25 protein-coding genes are annotated in these 21,113 nt (G+C 39.1%); all 25 read right to left on the minus strand.

Features of this window, described 5'->3' with window-relative positions; translation table 11 throughout:
* Positions 1 to 56 precede the first annotated feature (56 nt).
* The 25 genes from I2I13_RS08820 to I2I13_RS08935 all read right to left on the minus strand — a co-directional run bounded on the left by I2I13_RS08820 (position 57) and on the right by I2I13_RS08935 (position 21,110).
* Positions 57 to 464 carry a hypothetical protein gene (locus tag I2I13_RS08820; protein ID WP_007209560.1) on the minus strand — a complete coding sequence of 136 codons (408 nt, stop codon included), beginning with the start codon at positions 462 to 464 and terminating at the stop codon, positions 57 to 59.
* Positions 461 to 934: a hypothetical protein gene (locus tag I2I13_RS08825; RefSeq protein ID WP_370540812.1), complete on the minus strand. Its 474-nt coding sequence runs from the start codon at positions 932 to 934 to the stop codon at positions 461 to 463. The genes I2I13_RS08820 and I2I13_RS08825 overlap by 4 nt, the downstream gene beginning before the upstream one ends.
* Entirely contained in the window at positions 907 to 1,332 is a 426-nt protein-coding gene (locus I2I13_RS08830; RefSeq protein WP_007209558.1) for a lysozyme, read from the minus strand. Before I2I13_RS08830 ends, I2I13_RS08825 begins: the two co-directional genes overlap by 28 nt.
* Positions 1,333 to 1,338: 6 nt before the next feature.
* A complete protein-coding gene (locus I2I13_RS08835; RefSeq protein WP_007209557.1) occupies positions 1,339 to 2,130 on the minus strand; it encodes a hypothetical protein in 792 nt (263 codons plus the stop codon).
* A gap of 1 nt (position 2,131) precedes the next feature.
* A complete protein-coding gene (locus I2I13_RS08840; protein ID WP_055229926.1) occupies positions 2,132 to 3,079 on the minus strand; it encodes a DUF6712 family protein in 948 nt (315 codons plus the stop codon).
* Positions 3,079 to 3,768: a hypothetical protein gene (locus I2I13_RS08845; RefSeq protein WP_007209444.1), complete on the minus strand. Its 690-nt coding sequence runs from the start codon at positions 3,766 to 3,768 to the stop codon at positions 3,079 to 3,081. The genes I2I13_RS08840 and I2I13_RS08845 overlap by 1 nt, the downstream gene beginning before the upstream one ends.
* On the minus strand, positions 3,761 to 5,113 hold the full coding sequence (locus I2I13_RS08850; protein ID WP_007209443.1) for a hypothetical protein: 1,353 nt from the start codon (positions 5,111 to 5,113) through the stop codon (positions 3,761 to 3,763). The genes I2I13_RS08845 and I2I13_RS08850 overlap by 8 nt, the downstream gene beginning before the upstream one ends.
* 1 nt (position 5,114) lies before the next feature.
* A complete protein-coding gene (locus I2I13_RS24710; protein WP_007209442.1) occupies positions 5,115 to 5,405 on the minus strand; it encodes a hypothetical protein in 291 nt (96 codons plus the stop codon).
* Positions 5,381 to 5,926: a hypothetical protein gene (locus I2I13_RS08855; RefSeq protein WP_002562734.1), complete on the minus strand. Its 546-nt coding sequence runs from the start codon at positions 5,924 to 5,926 to the stop codon at positions 5,381 to 5,383. Before I2I13_RS08855 ends, I2I13_RS24710 begins: the two co-directional genes overlap by 25 nt.
* Before the next feature lie 4 nt (positions 5,927 to 5,930).
* A complete protein-coding gene (locus tag I2I13_RS08860) occupies positions 5,931 to 6,218 on the minus strand; it encodes a hypothetical protein (protein ID WP_002562735.1) in 288 nt (95 codons plus the stop codon).
* Between the two features lie 116 nt (positions 6,219 to 6,334).
* Positions 6,335 to 6,592: a hypothetical protein gene (locus tag I2I13_RS08865; protein WP_007209441.1), complete on the minus strand. Its 258-nt coding sequence runs from the start codon at positions 6,590 to 6,592 to the stop codon at positions 6,335 to 6,337.
* Positions 6,593 to 6,697: 105 nt separating this feature from the next.
* Positions 6,698 to 7,081, minus strand: coding sequence for a type II toxin-antitoxin system HigA family antitoxin (locus tag I2I13_RS08870; protein ID WP_002562737.1), 384 nt, complete (start codon positions 7,079 to 7,081; stop codon positions 6,698 to 6,700).
* Positions 7,082 to 7,094: 13 nt separating this feature from the next.
* Positions 7,095 to 7,388: a type II toxin-antitoxin system HigB family toxin gene (locus I2I13_RS08875; protein WP_002562738.1), complete on the minus strand. Its 294-nt coding sequence runs from the start codon at positions 7,386 to 7,388 to the stop codon at positions 7,095 to 7,097.
* Positions 7,389 to 7,816: 428 nt separating this feature from the next.
* Positions 7,817 to 9,532: a hypothetical protein gene (locus I2I13_RS08880; RefSeq protein ID WP_007209439.1), complete on the minus strand. Its 1,716-nt coding sequence runs from the start codon at positions 9,530 to 9,532 to the stop codon at positions 7,817 to 7,819.
* The gene (locus I2I13_RS08885) at positions 9,495 to 10,175 is read right to left on the minus strand and encodes a hypothetical protein (protein ID WP_007209438.1); all 681 of its coding nucleotides are present in this window, start codon (positions 10,173 to 10,175) and stop codon (positions 9,495 to 9,497) included. Before I2I13_RS08885 ends, I2I13_RS08880 begins: the two co-directional genes overlap by 38 nt.
* Positions 10,156 to 10,488 (minus strand): helix-turn-helix domain-containing protein, encoded by a 333-nt coding sequence (locus I2I13_RS08890; RefSeq protein ID WP_007209437.1) that lies wholly within the window; start codon positions 10,486 to 10,488, stop codon positions 10,156 to 10,158. The genes I2I13_RS08885 and I2I13_RS08890 overlap by 20 nt, the downstream gene beginning before the upstream one ends.
* 156 nt (positions 10,489 to 10,644) lie before the next feature.
* On the minus strand, positions 10,645 to 11,580 hold the full coding sequence (locus I2I13_RS08895; RefSeq protein WP_195649272.1) for a hypothetical protein: 936 nt from the start codon (positions 11,578 to 11,580) through the stop codon (positions 10,645 to 10,647).
* Positions 11,581 to 11,695: 115 nt separating this feature from the next.
* On the minus strand, positions 11,696 to 12,514 hold the full coding sequence (locus I2I13_RS08900; protein ID WP_007209435.1) for a hypothetical protein: 819 nt from the start codon (positions 12,512 to 12,514) through the stop codon (positions 11,696 to 11,698).
* 56 nt (positions 12,515 to 12,570) lie between these two features.
* Positions 12,571 to 14,781 carry a hypothetical protein gene (locus tag I2I13_RS08905; RefSeq protein ID WP_007209434.1) on the minus strand — a complete coding sequence of 737 codons (2,211 nt, stop codon included), beginning with the start codon at positions 14,779 to 14,781 and terminating at the stop codon, positions 12,571 to 12,573.
* A gap of 26 nt (positions 14,782 to 14,807) precedes the next feature.
* On the minus strand, positions 14,808 to 15,668 hold the full coding sequence (locus I2I13_RS08910; RefSeq protein ID WP_044153137.1) for a S49 family peptidase: 861 nt from the start codon (positions 15,666 to 15,668) through the stop codon (positions 14,808 to 14,810).
* 39 nt (positions 15,669 to 15,707) lie between these two features.
* Entirely contained in the window at positions 15,708 to 16,136 is a 429-nt protein-coding gene (locus I2I13_RS08915; RefSeq protein ID WP_007209432.1) for a hypothetical protein, read from the minus strand.
* Positions 16,137 to 16,245: 109 nt separating this feature from the next.
* A complete protein-coding gene (locus I2I13_RS08920) occupies positions 16,246 to 16,734 on the minus strand; it encodes a hypothetical protein (RefSeq protein WP_007209431.1) in 489 nt (162 codons plus the stop codon).
* A gap of 606 nt (positions 16,735 to 17,340) precedes the next feature.
* Positions 17,341 to 17,658 carry a hypothetical protein gene (locus I2I13_RS08925; protein ID WP_007209430.1) on the minus strand — a complete coding sequence of 106 codons (318 nt, stop codon included), beginning with the start codon at positions 17,656 to 17,658 and terminating at the stop codon, positions 17,341 to 17,343.
* Complete coding sequence (locus tag I2I13_RS08930; protein ID WP_007209429.1) at positions 17,645 to 20,575, minus strand: hypothetical protein; 2,931 nt, start codon at positions 20,573 to 20,575, stop codon at positions 17,645 to 17,647. Before I2I13_RS08930 ends, I2I13_RS08925 begins: the two co-directional genes overlap by 14 nt.
* A gap of 358 nt (positions 20,576 to 20,933) precedes the next feature.
* The gene (locus I2I13_RS08935) at positions 20,934 to 21,110 is read right to left on the minus strand and encodes a hypothetical protein (RefSeq protein WP_007209428.1); all 177 of its coding nucleotides are present in this window, start codon (positions 21,108 to 21,110) and stop codon (positions 20,934 to 20,936) included.
* Positions 21,111 to 21,113 lie beyond the last annotated feature (3 nt).

Genomic DNA, 21,113 nt, shown 5'->3' on the forward strand with positions numbered 1-21,113 from the left:
ACAGCCAAATTACGAAGATAAAGGACACAAAAAAAGGCCATTTGGCCTTTAAAATACTATGGGAAAGCCCCTTGTAGTTGGGCAAAAATACGGTCGCGTACTTCTTTCCCGTACCCGTCACGTATATTCATAAGAGTGTTGTTATAAAGGATACCCCATATTTGCCGGTTATAGATGGCATAGTTCCCGTGTTCTTTCATATCCAGGAAACGAATATAAAGCGGAATATTAGAAGTTGCAATAACACCAGTGCCGGAAAGCTCCATACTATAACGTGGATTCTGTAAAGCCCTCAATAATTCGCCAGATCTTCTTTGTGATAGGTTTTGCCCTGTTTGGGAATAGCTGGCACGACTATATATCCTTTCTAAAGCGATCAAACGTTGTGCTTCAAAAATAGCCCGGAAGTCTCTCTCGATATTTTCCCGTATAAATTCCTGTTTAATTAGATCTTCCTCATTCATTCCGTATCAAATTGAAAAGCTATGCTCCACCCTGCAAAAATCGAATAAAAACTAGCTTCTGGAATTGTCGATAAACTGGATAAATCCAGATTTTTAAATAGATGGCACCCTATGGCTTTATCTTCCAGGATACGTTTTTTTATCTTTTCTGCGATAGGTTGTGTTTCCTTTTGCACCTGATAAGCTTTCTTCCTTTGCGGATCCGTCTTATCCATTATCAGAATAACACAAAGATTCGCTTCCGATATATTATCGATGTCTTTACTTTTCCCTTGTGCATTAGGAATAATGAAAAACAGTACTGGAAGTTCTTCCGGCTTAAGTCCCTGTACTACATTCCCCATATCCGGTTCAAAAGTAGCCGGAATTACTTTTTTTATTTCCGGGATCCGATTCCGAATCCCGTTCCAATAATTTTCATACTCTTGTAAATCTACCATGGCTAAGAAAAATAAAGGTTTGCTTCCCACGTTCTACGCTCTACCAGTCCAGGAAGTACCTTTCCTTTGCTGTGTACCCATTTCATAAACTCTATCCGAATACTCGGATCATTTAGATTCGCTTTTGCTTTACGATACAAAGTGGATGTATTAAATGCCTGGATCCCGATGTTAAATGAAAGACTTATCATCGCATCAAATTTGTTTTGACTGATTGAGGGGAAGCGGGTATTAAGATTCCTTTCAACATCCGCTAAATCCAAAGCAAGAAAGGTTAGTGCCTGCTCTTTGGTTATTTGCATACCTTCATATACTCCTTTAGTGTGACCGTACCCAATTGTTAGGACTCCGCTAGGGCACCGATACGCTTTCAATTTCAAGCCTTCAAAAGTTCCTATGGCCTGTTTTGCTGCATCACTTGTTTTCATTATATACTATTTTTTATTGTGTAAAGATTCAAAACGACATTTATACAGATATAGTAAAATGTCCCAAAAGGGAGTTTCATTAATCTGTTTCACATTGCCAAAAACGCCAGAAGATGCAATTTCAAAGGAGATCCCTATCCACCCCGTTTTATCATCAATCCTTTTTTCCCCTTGTTCCTGAAATAAAATAGAAAAGTTGATTTCCTCGCCATTTATCGGAATGGGAACGGTGCAAATCAACTCCCATACTGCACAAAAGAAGATATAAGAGTGAAAGCATACCAGCGGCGGTATTTCCCCTGCTTTGGGATCTTCGTTCTTATAAAGTATCCTACCAAATTCAGACATTAAATAATCTGCTTGCTCGTTATCCTTATCCCTTCTGGTTACTTCCATTGCCCTAACCAGGTTTAGGCATTGTACAAATTGCCCGTATGTAATATCATTAAGCATATCTTCTGGCCCTATCCAGCCTTTATATGATGGTAATAAATTACGTCCCGTCTTAATATGTGGATCGTAAATTACTTTATCCCCTTCCTCTTTTATATAAAAAAAACAGTTCATTTTGCCCAGTTGGGCATTTATTTCATTAACGATTGACTCTCTGCACATTACAAAGTTACACTTCATATTTAAGAGTAAAGAAATAAGCTTGCATTTCATTTCAAAAGGTGAAATGTTATCGGTATTCATCATTATTACAAGTTCCAAATATCGATAATATTGTTCTGGCGAAAGTTCTTCCAGATCTTCCGGGATCATCCTAGTTTTATTATTATACGTAAACTCTTGCATACTAAAACGTTATACCTTTAGATTGTATAGTTGCTTTAGGTAAATACAAATCCGGTTCATCCGGTTCGGCTTCAATAGTAGCGATAAAGTCTTGTAACGCTATAAGATCTTTTCCCGCATCGTCTCCCAGACTTTTAGACACTGCTTTCCTGGCTTCGGCTTCGGCCTTAATCTTTTCTTTAACGGTTCCGGCCTGTTGTACCTGAACTACCCCATCTGGAAGAACTTCAACAGGCAAACGTTCAACTGCCTTCTGCATCGTTAGAAGGGCCAAAGGTCTGCATACTGCATCGTTAAAGTCTTCGCCTAGTTCATTCCCTGAAAGTAACTGTTCGTACCGCTTCCGCGTAATTATCGGGACAATATAGCGATCTTGCATTTCCCGGATAATCGGTATAAGAGTTAAAAAAAGACGATGGCTCCCGATTGTATAATAAATATCGAATTTTTCTTTGCTTCTTATTAAGAGCTGATTTATAGCTCTTTTCTTCTCTGACTTCAACCAGAAATCGAAGTTCTCTTTATCTAAATAAGCGATCAAAGCGTCTACCGATTCATAAGCCAGATTAAGGATATTTGTTTCGTCTTTATATTCCTGTATGGCAGTAAGTCCCTTTTCATGTTCACCTAACCGCTTTTGCCGGCCTGTGTTCCCGTGTTGGGCGTCTAGTGTGGGGATAATCTTGATCCATGTAAATAAAGCTACGGACTGCTGCATCAACAAAAGAAGAGTATTATACTTTTCTTCTGTTTTTGAATCTGGCTCCGTAGAGTGATAAAATTCTACCACTTTGTCGTAAACTTCCGGCCCTATGATAGCTGTTAAGCGCCTTACACTTAATGGTATGTAAGGTTTCCACTTAGAGAAATCGGTTGCAGCGTCAATCATTCCTAGCGCTTCGACTAGCTCCGACGTACCATTGTTATTTTTATCAAAGATTGTTTTCATCACTTCTTATTCTGGTTAAATTCATACTTATTCCACCCTTCAAAGTCTCCGTTAAAGCTATTCACTTCATCGAAAAAGTCTTTATAAAAACAGGATAGTCCGGTATCGATCGTTATTGTAGCCTGTTCACACCTGGGATTTGTGTTGATATTTGCAGAACTTTCGATAACAAAATCGAAATGTTCCCCAAAACCGGCCATTACTTTACTATGATTCTTAAATATGCAGATCCGCCCATTATTCCTTTTTGCTACATCCTTTAGATAGGAATAAACACCGGAATAACTTCCCTGGAAAATTTCACCCACATAAAAATCAATTCGTCCGATATATCCTTTTTCAATCCAGTTTTCAATTTCCTTTGCATCAGTAATAGCCATACACCAGGTAGATATTAGGCAATATTCGATCTTCTGCTGTTTGACTATGGCACGTAAATAAGTTAAGCTATCCACATCCCCAAAGCTGATACAGTGATAGGAACATCCCGGTTCAAAATGCCAGGGTAATTCCTTTTCTAGTGCAAGTTCACTTTTTACACGTTTATCGAAATGCCGCCCTTTCATCCTTTTACATTGTACATGTTTCCCTGGCTGTTCTGCTGCTTCCGTAGTTTCTTCCGGCCCTGAATCGACATGCAAAGGTAATTCCGGTTCTTTGGGTATGTCTGACGCAAAAAGTTTACGCATTTTCTTTTACTCTGCTACTTGGTGAAATGTTCTCTTCCGCATTGACAATACTTCGATAAAGCCCTATTTGCGTCTTACTTCCCGGAAAATTCGCACGTATATAGTGCATCAACGGTTTACAAAGTATCATATCCGGTATAGCTGTTTCACTGGCATTATAAACCTTTATAGAATAAAGCTTCTCGGATCCGCTGGATAACTTATTTTCCATGATAAGGTTTGATAAAACTGGATCCAGCCCAAAACCAGAAGTCGCCGCAGCATCCGCCTTATTAGCTATTTTTATCTGGCTCTCGATATACTCTTTTATCTTTTTATCGATAGGCGTGATCGTCCATCCTTCAAAGTTATTGGCTTCCGCGTTCCAAAATTTAGTAGTGTGCATATATTTACCGACATTCTGGCGTCCGGTAACACCTGCCGCATACTTTTCCATTGCTTCATCTTTAAAGTCTTCCAGCATTTTAGCGGAATAAGCAATACCTTTACGCTTGCAAATGTCTTTTATTCGTTCTTCCGCTGCATCCCAATATCCCTGCGGGCTCTCAATGTGCAAGCTTAAGGCCGACGAATTAGCATTATAAGCGGCCAGTAATGGCGCAATCGTACCGGCCAGCTCTAGCCATGGGAAAGCGCCAAGAAAACGAGGTGTGCTTACGAAATCTTTACAAAAAGAATAAATATTGAAATAGCCAACTGATATCGGATGTTTAAAAGGATCTGCCGGGTTAAAAACCGGATATTTAGCCAATTTAGTAGGATCCGGAAACGGCCAATCACCTACATATACATTTTGCGGAAAGTCGTGGTTATCGTCTGGATATTCAAAACGGCATTTTTTATAAGGTATATGTTCCAACTTTAGAAATTTACCTGCTGCACCAATACGCGGCCCCCGGTTTCTAATAAACTTAGTCCAAAACCCCTGCATGTGGATAAGATCAACTAAGGATCGTAACATAAACTCGCGATGATCCCAGCGCTCTAAATCTTCCTGGATCTTATCATCTAGTATCCATTTCCGATAAAACTTATTATTTCCTTCGTCGATGGCATCTTCAAAAAAACGCGGGCCTTCTCCCCATTGTAGGCCCTGTATTTTCCCCATGATACCTTCCCCACCGTAGAAATTATCTAGTAAACGCTGTACGTCTCCTGGTAAGTCGTTATTAGCGCCCATCGGCACGATATCAATTCCATTAACTCTTATTTTCTTAGTCTGCCAACTATCCGGCCTGCTAAAATTAATAGAAGAAGGCGCCCAGCCTTTCCCCATGGCAAAGGAAATTAATTGTCCTTCCCCTGTATCTATAAATCCGAAATTGCCTGTTCTTCTGATTTCCATATTAAACGTAAATTTTGATCCCGTTGAACTCTGTAACAAGTATTTGCCAACAATTTAGCGGTTTGCCTGTTTCTGTATCAGTTAGAAATAATTTATAGCTAGAATTTTCGATCTCTGCATCCGATGTTTTAGGCCGTAATCTAGCACATTTCAACCTAACCGAATCCCCGCCAGATCTCCGCTGACGATCGTATTTTCTAAATGTTATAGAAAAAGTGTCACCATCTGCGGAAATTTGCTTCATCTGCTCGATAGCGGTATATAGGTTTATAGTTTGAATACCCTTCGCCATAACTGTTTTATTTTCGGCCAGTGTGCCCGCAATACATCAAATAAATAATAGGAGAAAACAATAAGGCAGATATATAACAAAGCCTTCCATAAACTAGTCGAAGGCTTAATTTCTTTGCTCGTCTTAATATCTTCTTTCTTATCAGTCTTACGATTTACTGCTGTTGAATCGTTTATTACTGATTTTATATTTTTCTCCGTGTCGATCTCCGTATAAAGTTCTTTTTCTTGATTAGTGGTGGAACCGGTAAAAGAGATTTCTTTGATTGGTGGTAAACCTGTTTCTTTCGTAACTGGCTTTTCCGTATCAAATTTAATAACGACGCGGTTTTCCTCGTCAGTTCTAGTATTACGTTCTGTACTATGTCCCTGCTGCTTATCTTGTTCCTCTCGCGTATCTGTGCGAGCTTTAACGCTGTCTGACAATACCGTTTCATTTGTTTTCCGGTGATCGATCGTTGCGCGGCTACAACTAGCAAGGAAGACTCCCGATAGTACAATATACAAAGCATATTTTTTCATATAATTAATTGATTGGTATTCTTTGTGTACATGCCTTCCGCCCGCAAAGATTCGGCTTCATTGCTTTAATTTCTCGTTCGTTCTCACTCACCTTTAGCGCCAGTTCCTTGATATTTTCTTTCAACTCCACCCGATCCGTTTTAAGATCTTCAATTATCTGCTGATATACGTTTTGCACGGATAGCATCGCATCAGCTTCGGCCTGTTTCCTAGTATATTTTAGAGTAAAAAGCCAAGTAATACCACCAGTACAAATAGAACTGATTACTGTAGTAATTAATATTTCATTCATATTGCTCTATTTTTAGGCAAATATGAGCTTTTAAGATGTGTAGGTAAAGGACAAAAGAAAGGGCACACCGTTCCCGATGCACCCTATAAATAAATAGATATATTCTGATTAACTGGCTACTCTTTATGTTTTTCGGAATTTTCCGCAATCGTAGCAATACATAAAGCAAAACCACGTACTAAATACCCTGCAACAAAGATTAAAATGGCTATTGCAATAACCGGTATTCCTAAACTATCAAAATCCATTATCCCGGCAAAAGCCCCTATAATTCCGGCTATTTGCGAGACTATTAAAAATATCTTTGAAGATTTACGCAAAAGATTCACGCCGTTATCTTCTTTTGTGGCAAAATTCGGCTTTAGTGTGTTCATACTGCATTATATTATGATTAGCTGGTAAATGTAGAGAAAAAGCCACAAATAAAAAAGCTTTATCCGATTAGATAAAGCTTTCTCGTCTTATTATTATTTCACTTTTTACATATTATCCAGAATAAAATCAGCCGATATTCCAAAATTATCGCGTAAACGTTTCACCATGTTTAAATTAAGCGATCGCCTACCGGATAAAAGTTCACTTACACGAGATTCAGAGACACCCAGTTTTTTAGCGGCATCCTTCTGTTTTATATTGCCTATGCTCATACGTTGTTTGATAGCGTCCGTTATTACTGTCGATACCTTACCAGGCAAAGGATGATAAGCGGCCTCCCATTCATAAATCGCATCAGTAAGGCGTACAAATTCTTCTTTGTCTGCTTCTGAAAGCAATTCCATATCACCAAGCTTTGTTCCCTTCTGGATCAAAACTTCCATTTCCTTTTTATATTCCCTGTATTGGGAATCACTACTAATTTTCATAATGCCCTCCTTTTTAATAATTCTTAGCGTCGATCCTATCATATTCTTTGTGGGTACCAATAAAGCGAATAGTCATTCTACCAGCAAAGAAAACAACGATCGCAACTATTCGATAATTATTTCCTCGGATATTGAACACATACCGGTTATTTCCCACATAATCGGCTGAAAGAAAATCATTTTTCAGTTCATTGTGATTTTTCCAGTCTGCGGCCTCTATTTTTTCTACCCATTTTTCGATAGCGTTACTAGCATCCGCATGTTTTTTTATGAACTCTTCCAGCTTTTCAGAATCGATTATTTTCATAACTTCTTTTTGTTTGATACAAAGATACAAAAAATTCCCAAATGTGGAAGTTTTTAAGAGATATATTTTTTATTTTTAATCATAATATACATGAATAACATCTATGTGAAATCTAAAAAGTGCAGAATTTCCCGTTTTTGAACCTGTTTTTGTCTCAAAAAACAGAAAAACACTGTATTTGAAGGGTAAATTTTGCTCATCCTCACTACAAAGCACTGAAAAACAAGAGAATAAGCATAAACGGGTACGTATTCTTTTTTTTAGTCACACACCGAAGACCGAGCCGCTCAGAAGTCGAAAGGCGATTGCCTCGTTTTTTGAAATGTGAAATATGATTAATTACGTTAATATTATTAACATTTCGCAACTTTGGCGACAAAAAAGGCCGACCCCGGTATAAGGTCGGCCTATTGGGGCAATTGCCTTCATCACCCTTCCATGTCATCGAATCCCGGCACGTAAGGGCTGGCATTACTAGCCTTGCCTTTGCCCCTAATAGCCCGCCGCCAGAGCTTACGCATCATTAAGTATTTAAAAGCATCAGAGAAGTTCGTAGAAAGCATAGGCAATTTCTTAGGTGCCAGTTTCTCCGACTTCTTAATCTTATAAACTATCTTTTGCTGCCCCTTGTATCGGATCCCGGCTGGTGCCTTCTCAATACTAGACACGGCTTCTTTGCAATTAACTGCATCAATTAAAAGAATTGGTAATGCTCTGTTTTCCCCCTTCATTAGCTCCAACATAAAGTCGTATTCTTCATCTTGCCGGATATTAGCTTGTTTGCGACTCATAAGATTAACGATCCATCCTGTCCGGTTGCCTTCCCCGTCTATCTCGATAGCTTCTTTCAATTTTCGCGCATAGTCTTCTTTCTGCTTTTCAAAATTATTTCCGGCACGATCATAATACAAGTTTAATTCCTTTTCCTCGTGATTCAGGAAAAAGCCTAAGAATTGATCTGCCAATTCTCTAAACCAATTAGGCGGTAACTCAAAAAAATTCTTATGTAATCGGTAATATGCACCGTCTTCCTGCCCTATGATTAGGGATAGTTGATTACCAAAATCGACGCCTGCATCTATCGGGTTATCATGGTGTAAAAAGCGCAGATCCCTAGAATTTACTGCCGGTTCCCCATGATACACACCATCTGTATATTTATGCTTTTCAGAAAAAGCCACATAAAAACGGATATCTCGGCGAAGCCCAGGGCGCATACCTACCACCGATTTTTTAAATTCGTGTAATTCAAGTGTTCCGTTAAAAAGTTGCTTTATATACCCAATTGTTAGAATATCAATGTTCGTAAAGCTAGAAGCATTAATAAAATAACTTTCCCCCTTCCGCATCTTAAGTAAGGCAGCTTCATAATAGATTATCTTTTTTTTAATCCGTCTTAGTTTATCAGGAGAAGGAGATTCTTTATTTTCTTCCCGTACTAGCTTAATACGCAGTTCATTTAGTTCCCCTGCCGCTTGGACTATTTTTAGAATACGTTCTGGCTTCATCAGCTTTACATAACGAAAATACCAGTCATATTCTCCCTCCAAAACATCCGGCATGTCCGTAGTAATGGTTACCCCTAAAAAGTAATGACTATGCCCGTAACGAATGGCATCACCACGCAAAATCGGCATAGCTCTATTAACCTTCTTATCTTGATCGTATTTAGCTTCGTCAAAGAATAAATGAACTACTGACTTACCAGCCAACAAAGACGGATGATCTAGGGATCCTAGAAAAATTATAGATCCATTCCAAAATGAAATAGTATTTTTATAATCATCTACTATTATACTGCACCTTTTTCGCCAAGATTCAGGCGGGCGTTTGTTAGAAATGTAGTGTACACCTTCATAAAGCCCCATTAACTCCCAGCCTGTTTTTACCGCTGGCATTATATTATCTGTTAAATTCGTGTAGGTATTAGCTGCAAAAGCAAGCGCCGCACCTGGCATATCATAAACACAATCGGCAGAGCGTCTGGCCTGTATAACAGTACTTTTAGCCATTCCACGACCGGCACTTGTGATTAGATTAGTAGTATCTATCCAGTCCGTCAGTACCTTTATAATATGTGAATATCTTACTTCAACATCATCGGTATTAATCCTCTGTATCGTCTTCTCTGAACTCTTCGGCATCTTCGATCATTCGTTTTTTAAGATTAAATTTCTTTATCTGTGCATCTTCTTTTAGCCTATCCCGTACAATCATTGGTATATCTGGAATTTCATCGATAAACTCTTCCAGCTCTTTTCGATCCGTTTCCGGTACACCTAGATCAGATCGTTTTGTCGTATAAATGACTATCTGTTTTTTATTTAGAAGTTCTTCCGGGATTTCTGTTTCAGTCGAAGCAAAGCGTAACCTTAATTTAGCGGCACGTTCCAGAATACGCGAAGCTTCTTCACCTTTCCCCATCAGAAACATAGAATCTGCCCACTTTTCCAGCTTCTCGGCGTATAGGTTCGCAAATGCTTCCGGCCTTATATTTTCTTGTGCGTAGAAGAAATTTATAGAATCAGAATAAACCTGTCGGGCCATCCAGTCAGACAAACCGTAAATTTCTGACTTAAGTAACTTGATAATACCAGCTTTTGTTATTACCTTACCGTTATACCTCATTCTAGCCCTTAGCCCTCTAACCATTTCCATAAGCTCGTAGTAGGCGCGTTCCTCTGGCGGTAAGGTATCTAAATCACCAGTAGATAAAATCTGTGTGATCTGGTTAATATCTATATTTTCAAGATCTAGCCGTGTCGGCTTAGTTACATTCATCTTCATCGATTTGCTCTACAATTATTTCAAATGTTCGTCTCCTATTCACCTTCTCCAGTTGTTGAATAGCAATTATATTCCCCCCTTCGGCCTGTTCATGCAGTTTCATTTCCGGGTTAGCCCTAGAAACTAATATTCCCTGCCGGATTATTCCGTTAATTGTTGTACCCTCTATATAAGCATCCTTTACAAAAGAATCAACATCTACGCCTAGATAAATTGCTATCTCTTTAGGGCTGTATCCTAACGCTGCCATTCGCTGTATATCTTCCCTTTGCTCTATATCGAAAAAGAAAGAGTCTACCGGTAAGTTATTCATTATTTAAAATATTAAGACGTTCATAATCAGACTGAATTTCAGCACCTACTTTCTGACTCTGGATCCCGACTTCGGATCGATCGCACGGGTGAGAAAAGCGGGTTTTCATAGCTCGCCATGTAGCCCGCTTTATTTCCAGTTTGCAAAGATGGAAACCTAGTTTTTTTTTCTAGCTTCGATTTCTTTTTCCAGGATATCTTTTTTGTTAGTCCATTTTTCGATTTTCGCTTGGGCCTTTGCTTTTTTTTCTTCGTTGTCGGATTTTTCAAGGTCATTCTTACCTTTGGATATATTCGACTTTGCATTATTCAGTTGCTTCACGAGATCCAGATCCGGCAAAGCTGAAATTTCATTTCTTTCAGCGAGTTCCTGCATAATTTTTGCTTTCCCTAATATCTTATGATTTTCCCGGTAATATTCCAGTTCTTCCCACATTTCCCGGTTATCCAGATAATTTTCTACTGCTGTCTTAGCCCATCTGAACGTTTCCTCACTTGCAACATCATCCGGTGTATTGGCTAACATCTCATGACTTTCCCGGTACAGGTCATAAGCTGAAAACATATCTGATACCAATATTTTAAACTCATTCGGACAATCCTTTTCATTTAAGAAGGGAAATTCTTCCCGGAAACGAATTGTTTTACGTACAGTTTCAGGGACTTCACAATACTTTGATTTTGCTTCCTCTAGTTCCTCTTCCAGTTCGTCTACTTTATCTTGGTTTTCGTCTGCTGATAACACTTTCTCGATAAATTCATCGCTAACAAGTTCATCAACAGTAACACCGAAGCGGTCAGCCAATGCGATAAGTGAATCATCTACATACGTTTTAGGCAAAACAGATTTAACGGTTTCTGGTATCGGTTCCGGCTTCTTGTATGCAGTTCTGCGCATTGAAGAAAAATCCATTTCAGATAATCCGGCCAGCTTACGTAATTCTTCGAAAAGCGCTCCTTTAGTCATTTCACATTCTCCAATCTGCCGAAATTTAGCTTTCAACATGCGATTTACTCCGAATATTTCATAAAGCGCCACACCTTCCGCGAAGTTTCTAGGCCCTTGTAAATAGGAAATAATTTGTTCTTTCATTTGATTAATTTATTAAGTGAGACACAAAGATTAAAAAAGGCAATTGCCAGGCAAAGGACTAAAAAAGCCCCGAACATCACTGCCCAGGGCTTACAAGTAGTTACAAGTAAAAAAATTAAGCCTCGTATCTTGATTGCTCAACAAATTTCATTGCCCCACCTCCGGTATCAAAAGCCTTAAATGTGATCTGGCTTCCAGGTGACGCGGTGAACACCTTACCAGCTTGCAATAAAAAGACAGACGAAGCGCCGGTTTCTACTGTTGGTGCAACACCAGCCGTAATACCAATCAACGTTAAGACGTCGCCATGTTGAGCACCTGTAACAGTTGCTATTTTCGCAGCTCCGGCACTTAGCTGATATTGCCCTGTACCTTTGAAGGTTATTTCCGTTGCAGCCGCCGGAACTACTGCCAGGGGTTCTTCGTGCGGGATCGTGCCTTCATAAATTCCGATATCGTCCCCCTTGCTAATTTGCGTAAAAGTAAATTCAGAAGAATTTGCATCTTTATTGCCTGTATAGTTCACAGACATTTCAATCGGGTTACATGGTGATCCGATAATATCTGCTGGTTCCCCGTTACAATACTGCAAAATAGCAATACAATGACGACCTAGCCAGTTCGTCTTAAATTCGCGCACTTCTCTTTTATTCCCTGGATGCTTCCCTTTAACCGAAGGCGTAAAACCTTTCGCATCGGTTTCACCTTCACCGTTAGAAGCCAGTTCAACCGTACCAGGCGTAATATAAAGATCCACAGAGTACGCCGACGGTTTTACTACAATATCACCAACCAGGACGACACCGGCACCATCACGCGGCGGAAAAGAAACAATGTCTTCAACGTCGATCAACGTAAGAACATCTTTAGGCGTTATTCCCTTACCCGGACTTCCTGCCGGTCTGGGTACAGATGTTTTAATGTAAGTTTTCATATAGCTATTTTTTTGAGATTAATAATAGGTAGGGGAAAATATTCCCCCACCAATAATTAGCCGCGTGCAACTTCGTAGAACTTGCCATCGTCAGTTTTAACCAGCTTGATAAACTTACCGGTACTTAACGTTAGGGCGGACGTTAAAACAAAACTTCCGCCGGTTGCAATTGTACTAGCATTTTCTTTACCACTTCCGTGGATCGTGTAAGTTTTTCCGGCGATTGCATCTGTAAAGTTGGTGATTGCCGTAGCTTTCGTATTTTCACCTGTTACGAAAACAGATCCACCCTGTAAAGAAGGCGTTGTTTCATCTGGGGCAAACTGCAAAGCATCGGCGGCGCCAGTCTCGCGGCCTATCTCAATAAATTTCCCGTCATCACGTTTCATTAAACGGATCATATCACCCTTTTTAGGGTTCCAAGCTTCCGAAATAAGGGAGAAATTACCGGACTTATCAATCTTAACGCCCTTATTCGTATTGCCACATTTCAGCGTAACAATCTTCCCGACCTCTGCATCTTCAATATCAGTAATAGCCAATAGATTAGTATTAGCAACAGTTACAATAGAAGTATGATACTTTGCAGACGGCTGCGTATCCTTATCGGCTTCGATAAAATAAGATGCCGGACGGTCGTATTCATTGCAGAAAATCATCTGACGCGAATAGTCCATGTCTTCTTTCTTTGTGTATTTGAATCCTACTGCATAAGCCCAGGTAGATTCTTTCCAGTTACTCCATACTTTCAAAGTCCAGTCTTGCTGCTCAATATTGAATTTCGTCATTTCTCCCGGCTGATCTTCGAATGTATGGATATTACCTTCCAGCGTCCAAAAAATACGATGGTGATTATCAGCGTTCGGCACTGCTATAAGTTTCACCGACGGATATTCTTTCACGTACATAATATTAGCCTTGTAGTCTTGATTCTGCGCATAATGCAGTTCATTGTACTTGTGGTACCACACAATCATGTGAGAAGGCATATACAAAGCTAATGTACCAGAATCGCGAAGAACGGCTGGTATCATTGATGTAGCCTGATAAACTTTTTCCCCGATATTCTCTGGTGACAAAGTACCAAGCTCAAACGGCTTCACCTGATAAACCAGCTTACCATTATTGATATCAATATGGCCTACTACTTTCTTATTCAGAAATTCATAGATACCATCAGCGGCCCCCATAGCACGGCCCGGCTTATTCAGATCCGGTTCTTTACGCACACCATTAACACGGCGCTGTTCACGTTCGTTATGCAGCTTCTTCGCTGTCTCTGCGAGAATGTATTCAATAAAAGACCACTTAATAACCTGGGATCCTTCCTTGTTGTAGCTTCCGATCCAAGATTTTTCCAGCGCTTTTAAATCCTTGAACTTATGAGCAAACATAACGCTAAACATACGCAGCGTTTCATTGTCAAACTCATAATTGCCCTTAGTGACATTATCGAAGTCACTAGCGGTATTATCTGCTTGTGAAAACTCACCTAACCAGATATTAGTTAATACTGCTAGATCTTGATAACCACTCTCCAAAGGGAAAATACTCTCGATAGATGGCAAAACCATCAAAAAAGATTGCAAACGATCCTGCCACGGTACACGATAGAAAGCGCCTAAATCTTCTTTCAGCCTAGAATAATCGATAGAACTAGCCGTAGGTACCTGAACTGCAATACCCTTACGATAAAGCATTTCAGCACGTAAACGCTGATTATAAGCTCTATCCATACCGTACATTTCACCGGTAATACCGCCTAGCTGCTTATCATCATCCCAATTCAAAACAATGTTTTTAGCATCCGGTATAATAGTCCCGTTTTGTGCCCCGGTTCCCTTGTCCAGTTCTGCCATATCAGAGAGCGTTTTAATTTTTTGATTAAGACCGGTAATCTCTGTTCTCTTAGCTGCTACTTCCGTAGAAAGTTCTCCTTTTTCTTTAGCCAGAGTTTCGATTTCTACCTGCGCGGTAGCTAATTTGGCTGTAATATCAGCTAGCAAACCTTTTATTACTGCATTGGAAGCACTATCTTCCGGGATAACAGTTCCATTTTCCGTACTTCCTTGCGGTTTATCATCCGGGAAGTCATTACTTAACGCTTCACAAAAACCAGTGAGAAAAGTTTCATTAAAGCCCATGTTTTTAAGCTTTTCTTTCTCTTCTGCCAGTAAAGCGTTTTTTTTGTCCGCGTCCTTATTCCAGTCCTTAATCCCCAGAATAGCCATTACAGCCGGAACGAATTGTGAAAAACGATTTTTCATAAAACAAATTGATTAAAAAGTGAATATTAAATTATCTCATTAGCCCTTTTTAGTGTCGCTTGTGATAATACCCATACGATAGCATCTTCCAACGTACCATAAGCATCTACATAACCATTTGCCAGGGCTACATCAGCAAAATAGGTTTGCCCACGAAAAAGAGGATCGTTTCGATCGTATTTTATGCCCAGATTCCTGGCAACTGCCTGTGCAAAAAGATTGTGATAAAAAGAAAGCTTCTCTTTAATAAGGCTATCATCCTGTTTCTCTTCCATATCACGAATCATTTTATTTTTCAGATCCGCACTATCAGGATAAATATCCTTAAGCTCAACGCCTAGCTCTTCATAATACTTTTTAAAGCTTTGATAAGTGTAGATAATCCCGCAGGATCCTATTTCGTCCATTGGGGAAGAAACGAATTTCCGCCCACATGCAGACACAAACCAAAAATGCGCGGAAGCACATACACCGGTAATGTATGCTGCAATTGGTTTAGAAGATTCCCGGATCATTCTTTCCAAAAGATCCACACGGGTAATCATTCCGCCAGGGCCGTTTACAAATAAGACAATACCGGCTATCTTTGGATTTGCTAGGGCTTTTGCAATAAATTGTTCCAAACGGTAAGTTTCCCAAGAATATAAAACGCCATCACAGGTAAGTATAACGACTGAATTTTCCGGTAACGAAGCGTCTTCCAGTTCCCATCGATCCGCCACATAAGGCATAGCGGCATAAGCCGTAACCTTATTTTGCAAAAGATGCTGTTCAATAGCTGCTAAGTTACCGTTATTTATAGAAGGCAAGATAAGTGACAAAAGGTGGTGATAATCCTTTGCCTCGATCGCCCATTTCTCATTAAAAATCTGCTGAATTTTATCCACGGTTTCTTTTTTCTGCAAAAGAAACCGTTTAAAAGCGGGCTAGAAAGGACTGTAAAAGGCTTCTGAATGTGACATTATCCCGGTTAGTTTACATTGATATTGCCCGGCTACCTTTGCATAAGTAAACGCCAAGGGTGTTTGTTGTGTTCCAGATACAATTTCGCAACCGGCTTCATTGGTATAAATGGCGATTAACTCTTGCTTGCTCAATGCAGCCAGCAAGTGTTCATTAGCTATATCGATCAGGGCAACATTAAACGTATGCCCTACATTATATATAAGGCCGCCTTCTGCTTCTTCCGGTTGGATGTCAGGTGTAAATGATCCTGGCACGATTGGAATCTCATAATCTCCATTTTGGAAGGAAACAAAAGCACGTGACATAATTAGGGCAAAACGATTTATTTTGCCTATCGGTATCAGTCGAAGCGAATTAGCTGCTGAATAAGGTGTTTTCTTTGTTCTCATACTATATAACTATTTGATATTCAATTACTCCGCATTTTTCCGGCATTTTTCCGGCAAAATTCCAGCAAAAAAAGGACATTAAGATACACTTCGTAGGTGAAAAAAACTTCTATTTTTTCTTGTATGGACGTTTTTTACTTGAACGTCTTATATTATCTCTCCATCGCTGGTAATCCTTCTGCAATGCTTCTTCGGTTATTGATTCAATGCAGTATTTTTTCATAAAGTAGTGTACAGACTGGATCTGATCGATCCCGAATTTGTGTTTATTTTCATCAATCAGATCGTGAAGTTCTGCACGCATCATCAATTTTATTTTCTTATTAAGTATTTTCTGACTGCGTATTCCTAGATAATTGAAACGTTCCGGGGATTTCCCACCGGCCAGATCCCCTTCCCTACGATCCGGCAATATAATTTCTAAATTACCCTGATCCCTAGAACTGTTTATCGGTCGTTTTTCTAGCAAATCATAAATAAGATGATAGATATCCAAATTATCGGGAAACTTCACTGGTGCCCCGTCTGGATCTGCGGAAAATTTAGACCAGCAATATTCCGCTAAATGTGCCTCGATTGTTATTTTCGTTGTTACCATGATTTGAATTTTGCTACAAAAATATAAATAAAATATTGATTAACAGCATTATATATACAATAAATTAAATCATTGATTCCATAACGGAGAATATAAATATATTTACACTATTTAATAAGCGATAAATTTACCGCTTGTTAAACATACTCTTCAATCGTCTGTTTTTTCAAATTTCGCTCTAAATCTTTGTAATTTTGTAACCTGTAACTTTCTTATCTTAACTTACTATATATCAATATTTTAATTTAGTCACAAAACCATGATACAAAAAAATAAGAGAAAAAACAGTTTGTAACCAGGCTATTTCCCACCGTCACAAAATGCAAGGTTACAAACACTGTTTTTTTGTAACCAAGTTTGTAACCAAGTTTGCAACCAAATTTGAAACCGATTATCTTTCTTATTATTAGTTACTTATCTTCTTTTTCAAACATAGGATACAGAGTTACAAAATTTTAGTAGTAAAAAGGGAAGGGGTAAGGGGAAACCGAAAGGCAGGGCGGCTGGCGCCGGGCGCTTTTCAAGTAAAAAGGCCAGACACTTTCGTATCTGACCTCTTTACTTTGTACCCTTCGTTACAGTCCTGGACGCAATGTAGTCACATGGTTAGCTGTTTCGTAACCTTTCGTAATACTCTTCTTTCCATTTTTTTTCGATCTCCATAAGACGTTTACGCCTTATCTTTGTAAAATCATCGTTAAACTCATACTCAAAATGCCCGCACCATATAAACAAACATGCTATCTTAATAAACCATTCCAGTTTTTGTTCGTCCTGGCATTTTGTAGCGAAATTGAAGATAGTCCCTTCTTCCATCACTTCCAAAAAGTCGTATACCGGCTTAGCAAATTCATAGAATCCGGGCACCTGCATCAAATCCCTAAATTCCTGGTAGCTTTTTAGTTTATATTTAGAAAGGCACATTCCCAGAATCAGTTTTTGTATCGGTAAAACCTTCAATCACTGTCTGCGCAGGCGTCCGGTTTGCTTCACTCTCCCCCATCTCCATATCATTAATTCCAGTGGCGCTAACAGTCTGAATATAGATCATATCACAGGATTTACCGTCTATCTTCCTGGTGATACGTCCAGAACTATTTCGCATAACTTCTGGATTAAGACATTTCACATAAGGCGTAAGATTCGCAAATCCTTTTAGAGCTTTCGTAAAACGCTGCATGGTACATTTACGCATACCAGAAAAGTTTATAAAGTCCTGAAAAGCGGATTGCCTATCAACTAATACATTAACCTTATCCCCATCTTCGGCAAAGTATCCTTTAGCCCAATCTTCAAAACCGGCTCCCATATCAGCTTTATATTTTCGACGCATGATGTTATCCATTGGGGGCAGTATCTTAACTGAATCATCAATCAATGAAAGATAGAACTTGCAACATTGCAACATGAAGTTAATATCCTGGTTCCATTCTTCCTCGTTATAGTCTGTTAGCAAATTCTTACCGAAATCATCCCGAATAGATCTTGTTTCCAAATAGTCATTATCCGGTGTACGTTGGTGATAATAGTCTGAAAATACCATATAAAGCAACCTTCCTTCTGTTGATGGATCAAAATCCACCGGCACAAAGTTTGTTGTAAATCCAATTTTCGGGCTATCCTTATAAGGTATGTTGAATGATTGATTGTTCTTCGGGTTTACGGTCATATCAGACGAAATAACGTCGTAAAACAAACCGGTAGAAGTATATCTATCGCAATCATCTATTAATAAAAAGTCGGTGTGTTGGGTGATCTGATCGAACACGTGGGGATTATCCATTAATTTAGGATTACGGCCGGATAACTTAACAGTCTTCATAAAGTGATCGAAAGTTTTAAAAAGAAAAGATTTTCCGGATCTTCCGTTACTGTCCCCGTCTTCTCCTAGTTTATTATCCATCGCATAAGGTGACCAGGCACGGGAAGGGGATTTATACCGGTGAAGAATATAGCCGATCGCAAAAATCTTATTTATCAAGTTCTGTTTTTGCTCCGCTATTTCTGCCGGTTCCAGGTTAGGCCCTGCAATATCAAAAATATGTTCTAGTCGATATCGATCCGCTTCCTCATTATCCAAGTGATCCAGAGAATATTCAAGCTCTTTCCGCCAGTGTGTTCTACTCGTATTAATTAAGTATCGAAAAATATTACTAGCATGTTCGTGTATATCGATATCCCAAGCATCTGTCCCATCTGAAAGCTTATTTCGTTTTATCGTAAACATATCTGGCAATACTTTAACATTGTGCGGTATTACATTTTCTTCCCAAACATAGCGGTCTGTAATGCCCATGTTCGCCAATTGGGTTTCTATCTTACCCCCTGTAACTTCCCATACTGCATTAGGGAAGAAAAAATACTGACTCTTCCTGGTATAACTTGTAAAGTCCAGCGTTATTTCGTCCAGATTCTCCAATGCCCCATCGCTCATACGTGGCGAGTTTAGGATCAAATTACGAATATTCCGATCCAAATAACGTTCCCTCGCAAATTGGCGAAGGAAAGTTCTTATATCCTTTCCCTTTATAGACGAAACGATCCGTCCTACTACGCGTACATATTGAGTATTAGCCGAATTTTCATCCCTTAAGGCATGAAATCCGTTTAGTTTCAAAAAATAATGTAGGCAATCCGCATCTATTTCGTACTGTTTCTTCCCGGTTTTCTCGTTTTGCGTTATCTCCCAAAATCGGGCTGGCATAGCCATTTTAAGAAGGTTCCTAAAATCTTCATTTTTTTGCCTTAACTCCATGAAATCCCGGAAATCTTTTCGTGGTTTCCCGCGCCAATCTTTATAGGTAGTCAGCCAAGAAGGTAGCCAGACCGTTAAGATATCCATATACTTAAGTGCTAATTCCGTAGCCTTCCTTATACCGGTCGAATCGATATCCGGTATATTATATAGTTTCTCTACATACTTATATATTTCCTTAATCTCTTCCGGGCTTACTTTGTAGGTTTCAGAATTAAACCACAAAGGAGAATAGCCAAGCGAAGCAACACAAAGTGAATCACGTTCACCTGAACAAATGAAAGCTTCTTCCAGCTTTTTTTCTTTATAAGGTTTATCCTCATTTTTGGGATCCTGTTTAAATAAAGCTTCTTCTTTCGCATTATATTCCCGGTACAATTTCTTTAGTTCTTCCAGACCGTTAATAAATTCTTTGGGCTTCACCCCATCAGGGGTATAACTAAAACGCCATTGTTTATCCGGGTTCAACGGTTCATATATCTTGTAGAACTTAACAACCTTTTCAGGATCATTACTAGACTGTACAATACATTCACGCATAAATATAGGATAGGTAGGCGTTGTGTATTTAGTGGTAACTTCCCTATTCTTAACATAAGAAATCGATTTTGCCACGTACCAATTTAACCGATCAATATGTTCCTGCTTTACGCGCGGGCCCATGATCTTAAGTTGATCTGCCGTGAATGTTTTTTCAAGTTCAAAGAAGCGGGATCCTTCCTTTTCGTCAGCTTTAGCCGGTCGCTTTCTGATATCCGGCTTATTGACTGACTTATTTAGTTCGTTAGTCACATTATAACGACTTGCCAGCTTAAAAATCGCTTCTGAAAAAGAGATACCTTCTTCATACATGCAAATATCAACCGGGGACATTGCTGTAGACTGATCCCCGAAGTCCGTTACCTTATAGACTTCATAGTCGTTATTTACTTTGAATTTCTTGATACATGCCGAAGCGTCGTCTTCTTCCGGGCGGCGTTTAAATTTCTTTTTGTTATCGACGCATCCTTCGGCCTGTGGATAATAATCTAAGATTATATCTAGTCCATCATGCGTTTTGCTATAAATGTCACTAACTTTAATCATAACTTCTAAAGTTACACGGTTACAAACTTTTTTCTATCTTTTTGGGGATATATCCACTAACTAAAGCATTTTATATTGTAGGCGAAAAGAAAATGTCTTAATTCTCTTTTCTTGTAATGGAGATCGTCTATCTTCATCAGCAAGGACGCATACACGGTCTTTGTCGTTGATAACATAACCTTTCTTTCTCATTTGATACTTTAGGTTTCTTAATCGGCGATCCTCCTTTACAGGCTCTTCCCCCTTACTTTCAGGCAAAATACTTTCTCTCATACTTTCTACTCCTTATATTCTGCGGATGTTACACCACATGAGAACCACGCTATTATCATTTGATTCCTTTTTAATTTGTTATACGTCATTTAGTAATCTTCTCTAATTCCTTAATAAGCGGAAGAACATGCTTTTTCACTTGCTTTAGCTCCGCCGCATTTCCATCATCGGGAGTCCCTTCCAGTAATGCCCGGTAGGTTTCGTACATTTCTCTAAGCCAAATAACTTGCTCCTTAGAAATTGATATTGATTTTTCGCTCATTAT

It is taken from the genome of Bacteroides sp. D55t1_190419_B8 (assembly GCF_015558905.1).
GTDB classification, from domain to species: Bacteria; Bacteroidota; Bacteroidia; order Bacteroidales; family Bacteroidaceae; genus Bacteroides; species Bacteroides vicugnae.

Bases quoted from the DNA above. Each gene is read 5' to 3' on its own strand.
- I2I13_RS08850 (WP_007209443.1), bottom strand. From the start codon at position 5,113: ATGGAAATCAGAAGAACAGGCAATTTCGGATTTATAGATACAGGGGAA.
- I2I13_RS08830 (WP_007209558.1), bottom strand. From the start codon at position 1,332: ATGAAAACAAGTGATGCAGCAAAACAGGCCATAGGAACTTTTGAAGGC.
- I2I13_RS08870 (WP_002562737.1), bottom strand. From the start codon at position 7,081: ATGAAAATTAGTAGTGATTCCCAATACAGGGAATATAAAAAGGAAATG.
- I2I13_RS08915 (WP_007209432.1), bottom strand. From the start codon at position 16,136: ATGAGAACAAAGAAAACACCTTATTCAGCAGCTAATTCGCTTCGACTG.
- I2I13_RS08845 (WP_007209444.1), bottom strand. From the start codon at position 3,768: ATGCGTAAACTTTTTGCGTCAGACATACCCAAAGAACCGGAATTACCT.
- I2I13_RS08880 (WP_007209439.1), bottom strand. From the start codon at position 9,532: ATGCCGAAGAGTTCAGAGAAGACGATACAGAGGATTAATACCGATGAT.
- I2I13_RS08920 (WP_007209431.1), bottom strand. From the start codon at position 16,734: ATGGTAACAACGAAAATAACAATCGAGGCACATTTAGCGGAATATTGC.
- I2I13_RS08930 (WP_007209429.1), bottom strand. From the start codon at position 20,575: ATGATTAAAGTTAGTGACATTTATAGCAAAACGCATGATGGACTAGAT.
- I2I13_RS08840 (WP_055229926.1), bottom strand. From the start codon at position 3,079: ATGAAAACAATCTTTGATAAAAATAACAATGGTACGTCGGAGCTAGTC.
- I2I13_RS08820 (WP_007209560.1), bottom strand. From the start codon at position 464: ATGAATGAGGAAGATCTAATTAAACAGGAATTTATACGGGAAAATATC.
- I2I13_RS08885 (WP_007209438.1), bottom strand. From the start codon at position 10,175: ATGAAGATGAATGTAACTAAGCCGACACGGCTAGATCTTGAAAATATA.
- I2I13_RS08865 (WP_007209441.1), bottom strand. From the start codon at position 6,592: ATGAACACACTAAAGCCGAATTTTGCCACAAAAGAAGATAACGGCGTG.
- I2I13_RS08935 (WP_007209428.1), bottom strand. From the start codon at position 21,110: ATGAGCGAAAAATCAATATCAATTTCTAAGGAGCAAGTTATTTGGCTT.
- I2I13_RS08890 (WP_007209437.1), bottom strand. From the start codon at position 10,488: ATGAATAACTTACCGGTAGACTCTTTCTTTTTCGATATAGAGCAAAGG.
- I2I13_RS08895 (WP_195649272.1), bottom strand. From the start codon at position 11,580: ATGAAAGAACAAATTATTTCCTATTTACAAGGGCCTAGAAACTTCGCG.
- I2I13_RS08900 (WP_007209435.1), bottom strand. From the start codon at position 12,514: ATGAAAACTTACATTAAAACATCTGTACCCAGACCGGCAGGAAGTCCG.
- I2I13_RS08925 (WP_007209430.1), bottom strand. From the start codon at position 17,658: ATGTGCCTTTCTAAATATAAACTAAAAAGCTACCAGGAATTTAGGGAT.
- I2I13_RS08860 (WP_002562735.1), bottom strand. From the start codon at position 6,218: ATGAATGAAATATTAATTACTACAGTAATCAGTTCTATTTGTACTGGT.
- I2I13_RS08905 (WP_007209434.1), bottom strand. From the start codon at position 14,781: ATGAAAAATCGTTTTTCACAATTCGTTCCGGCTGTAATGGCTATTCTG.
- I2I13_RS24710 (WP_007209442.1), bottom strand. From the start codon at position 5,405: ATGGCGAAGGGTATTCAAACTATAAACCTATATACCGCTATCGAGCAG.
- I2I13_RS08875 (WP_002562738.1), bottom strand. From the start codon at position 7,388: ATGAAAATAATCGATTCTGAAAAGCTGGAAGAGTTCATAAAAAAACAT.
- I2I13_RS08855 (WP_002562734.1), bottom strand. From the start codon at position 5,926: ATGAAAAAATATGCTTTGTATATTGTACTATCGGGAGTCTTCCTTGCT.
- I2I13_RS08835 (WP_007209557.1), bottom strand. From the start codon at position 2,130: ATGCAAGAGTTTACGTATAATAATAAAACTAGGATGATCCCGGAAGAT.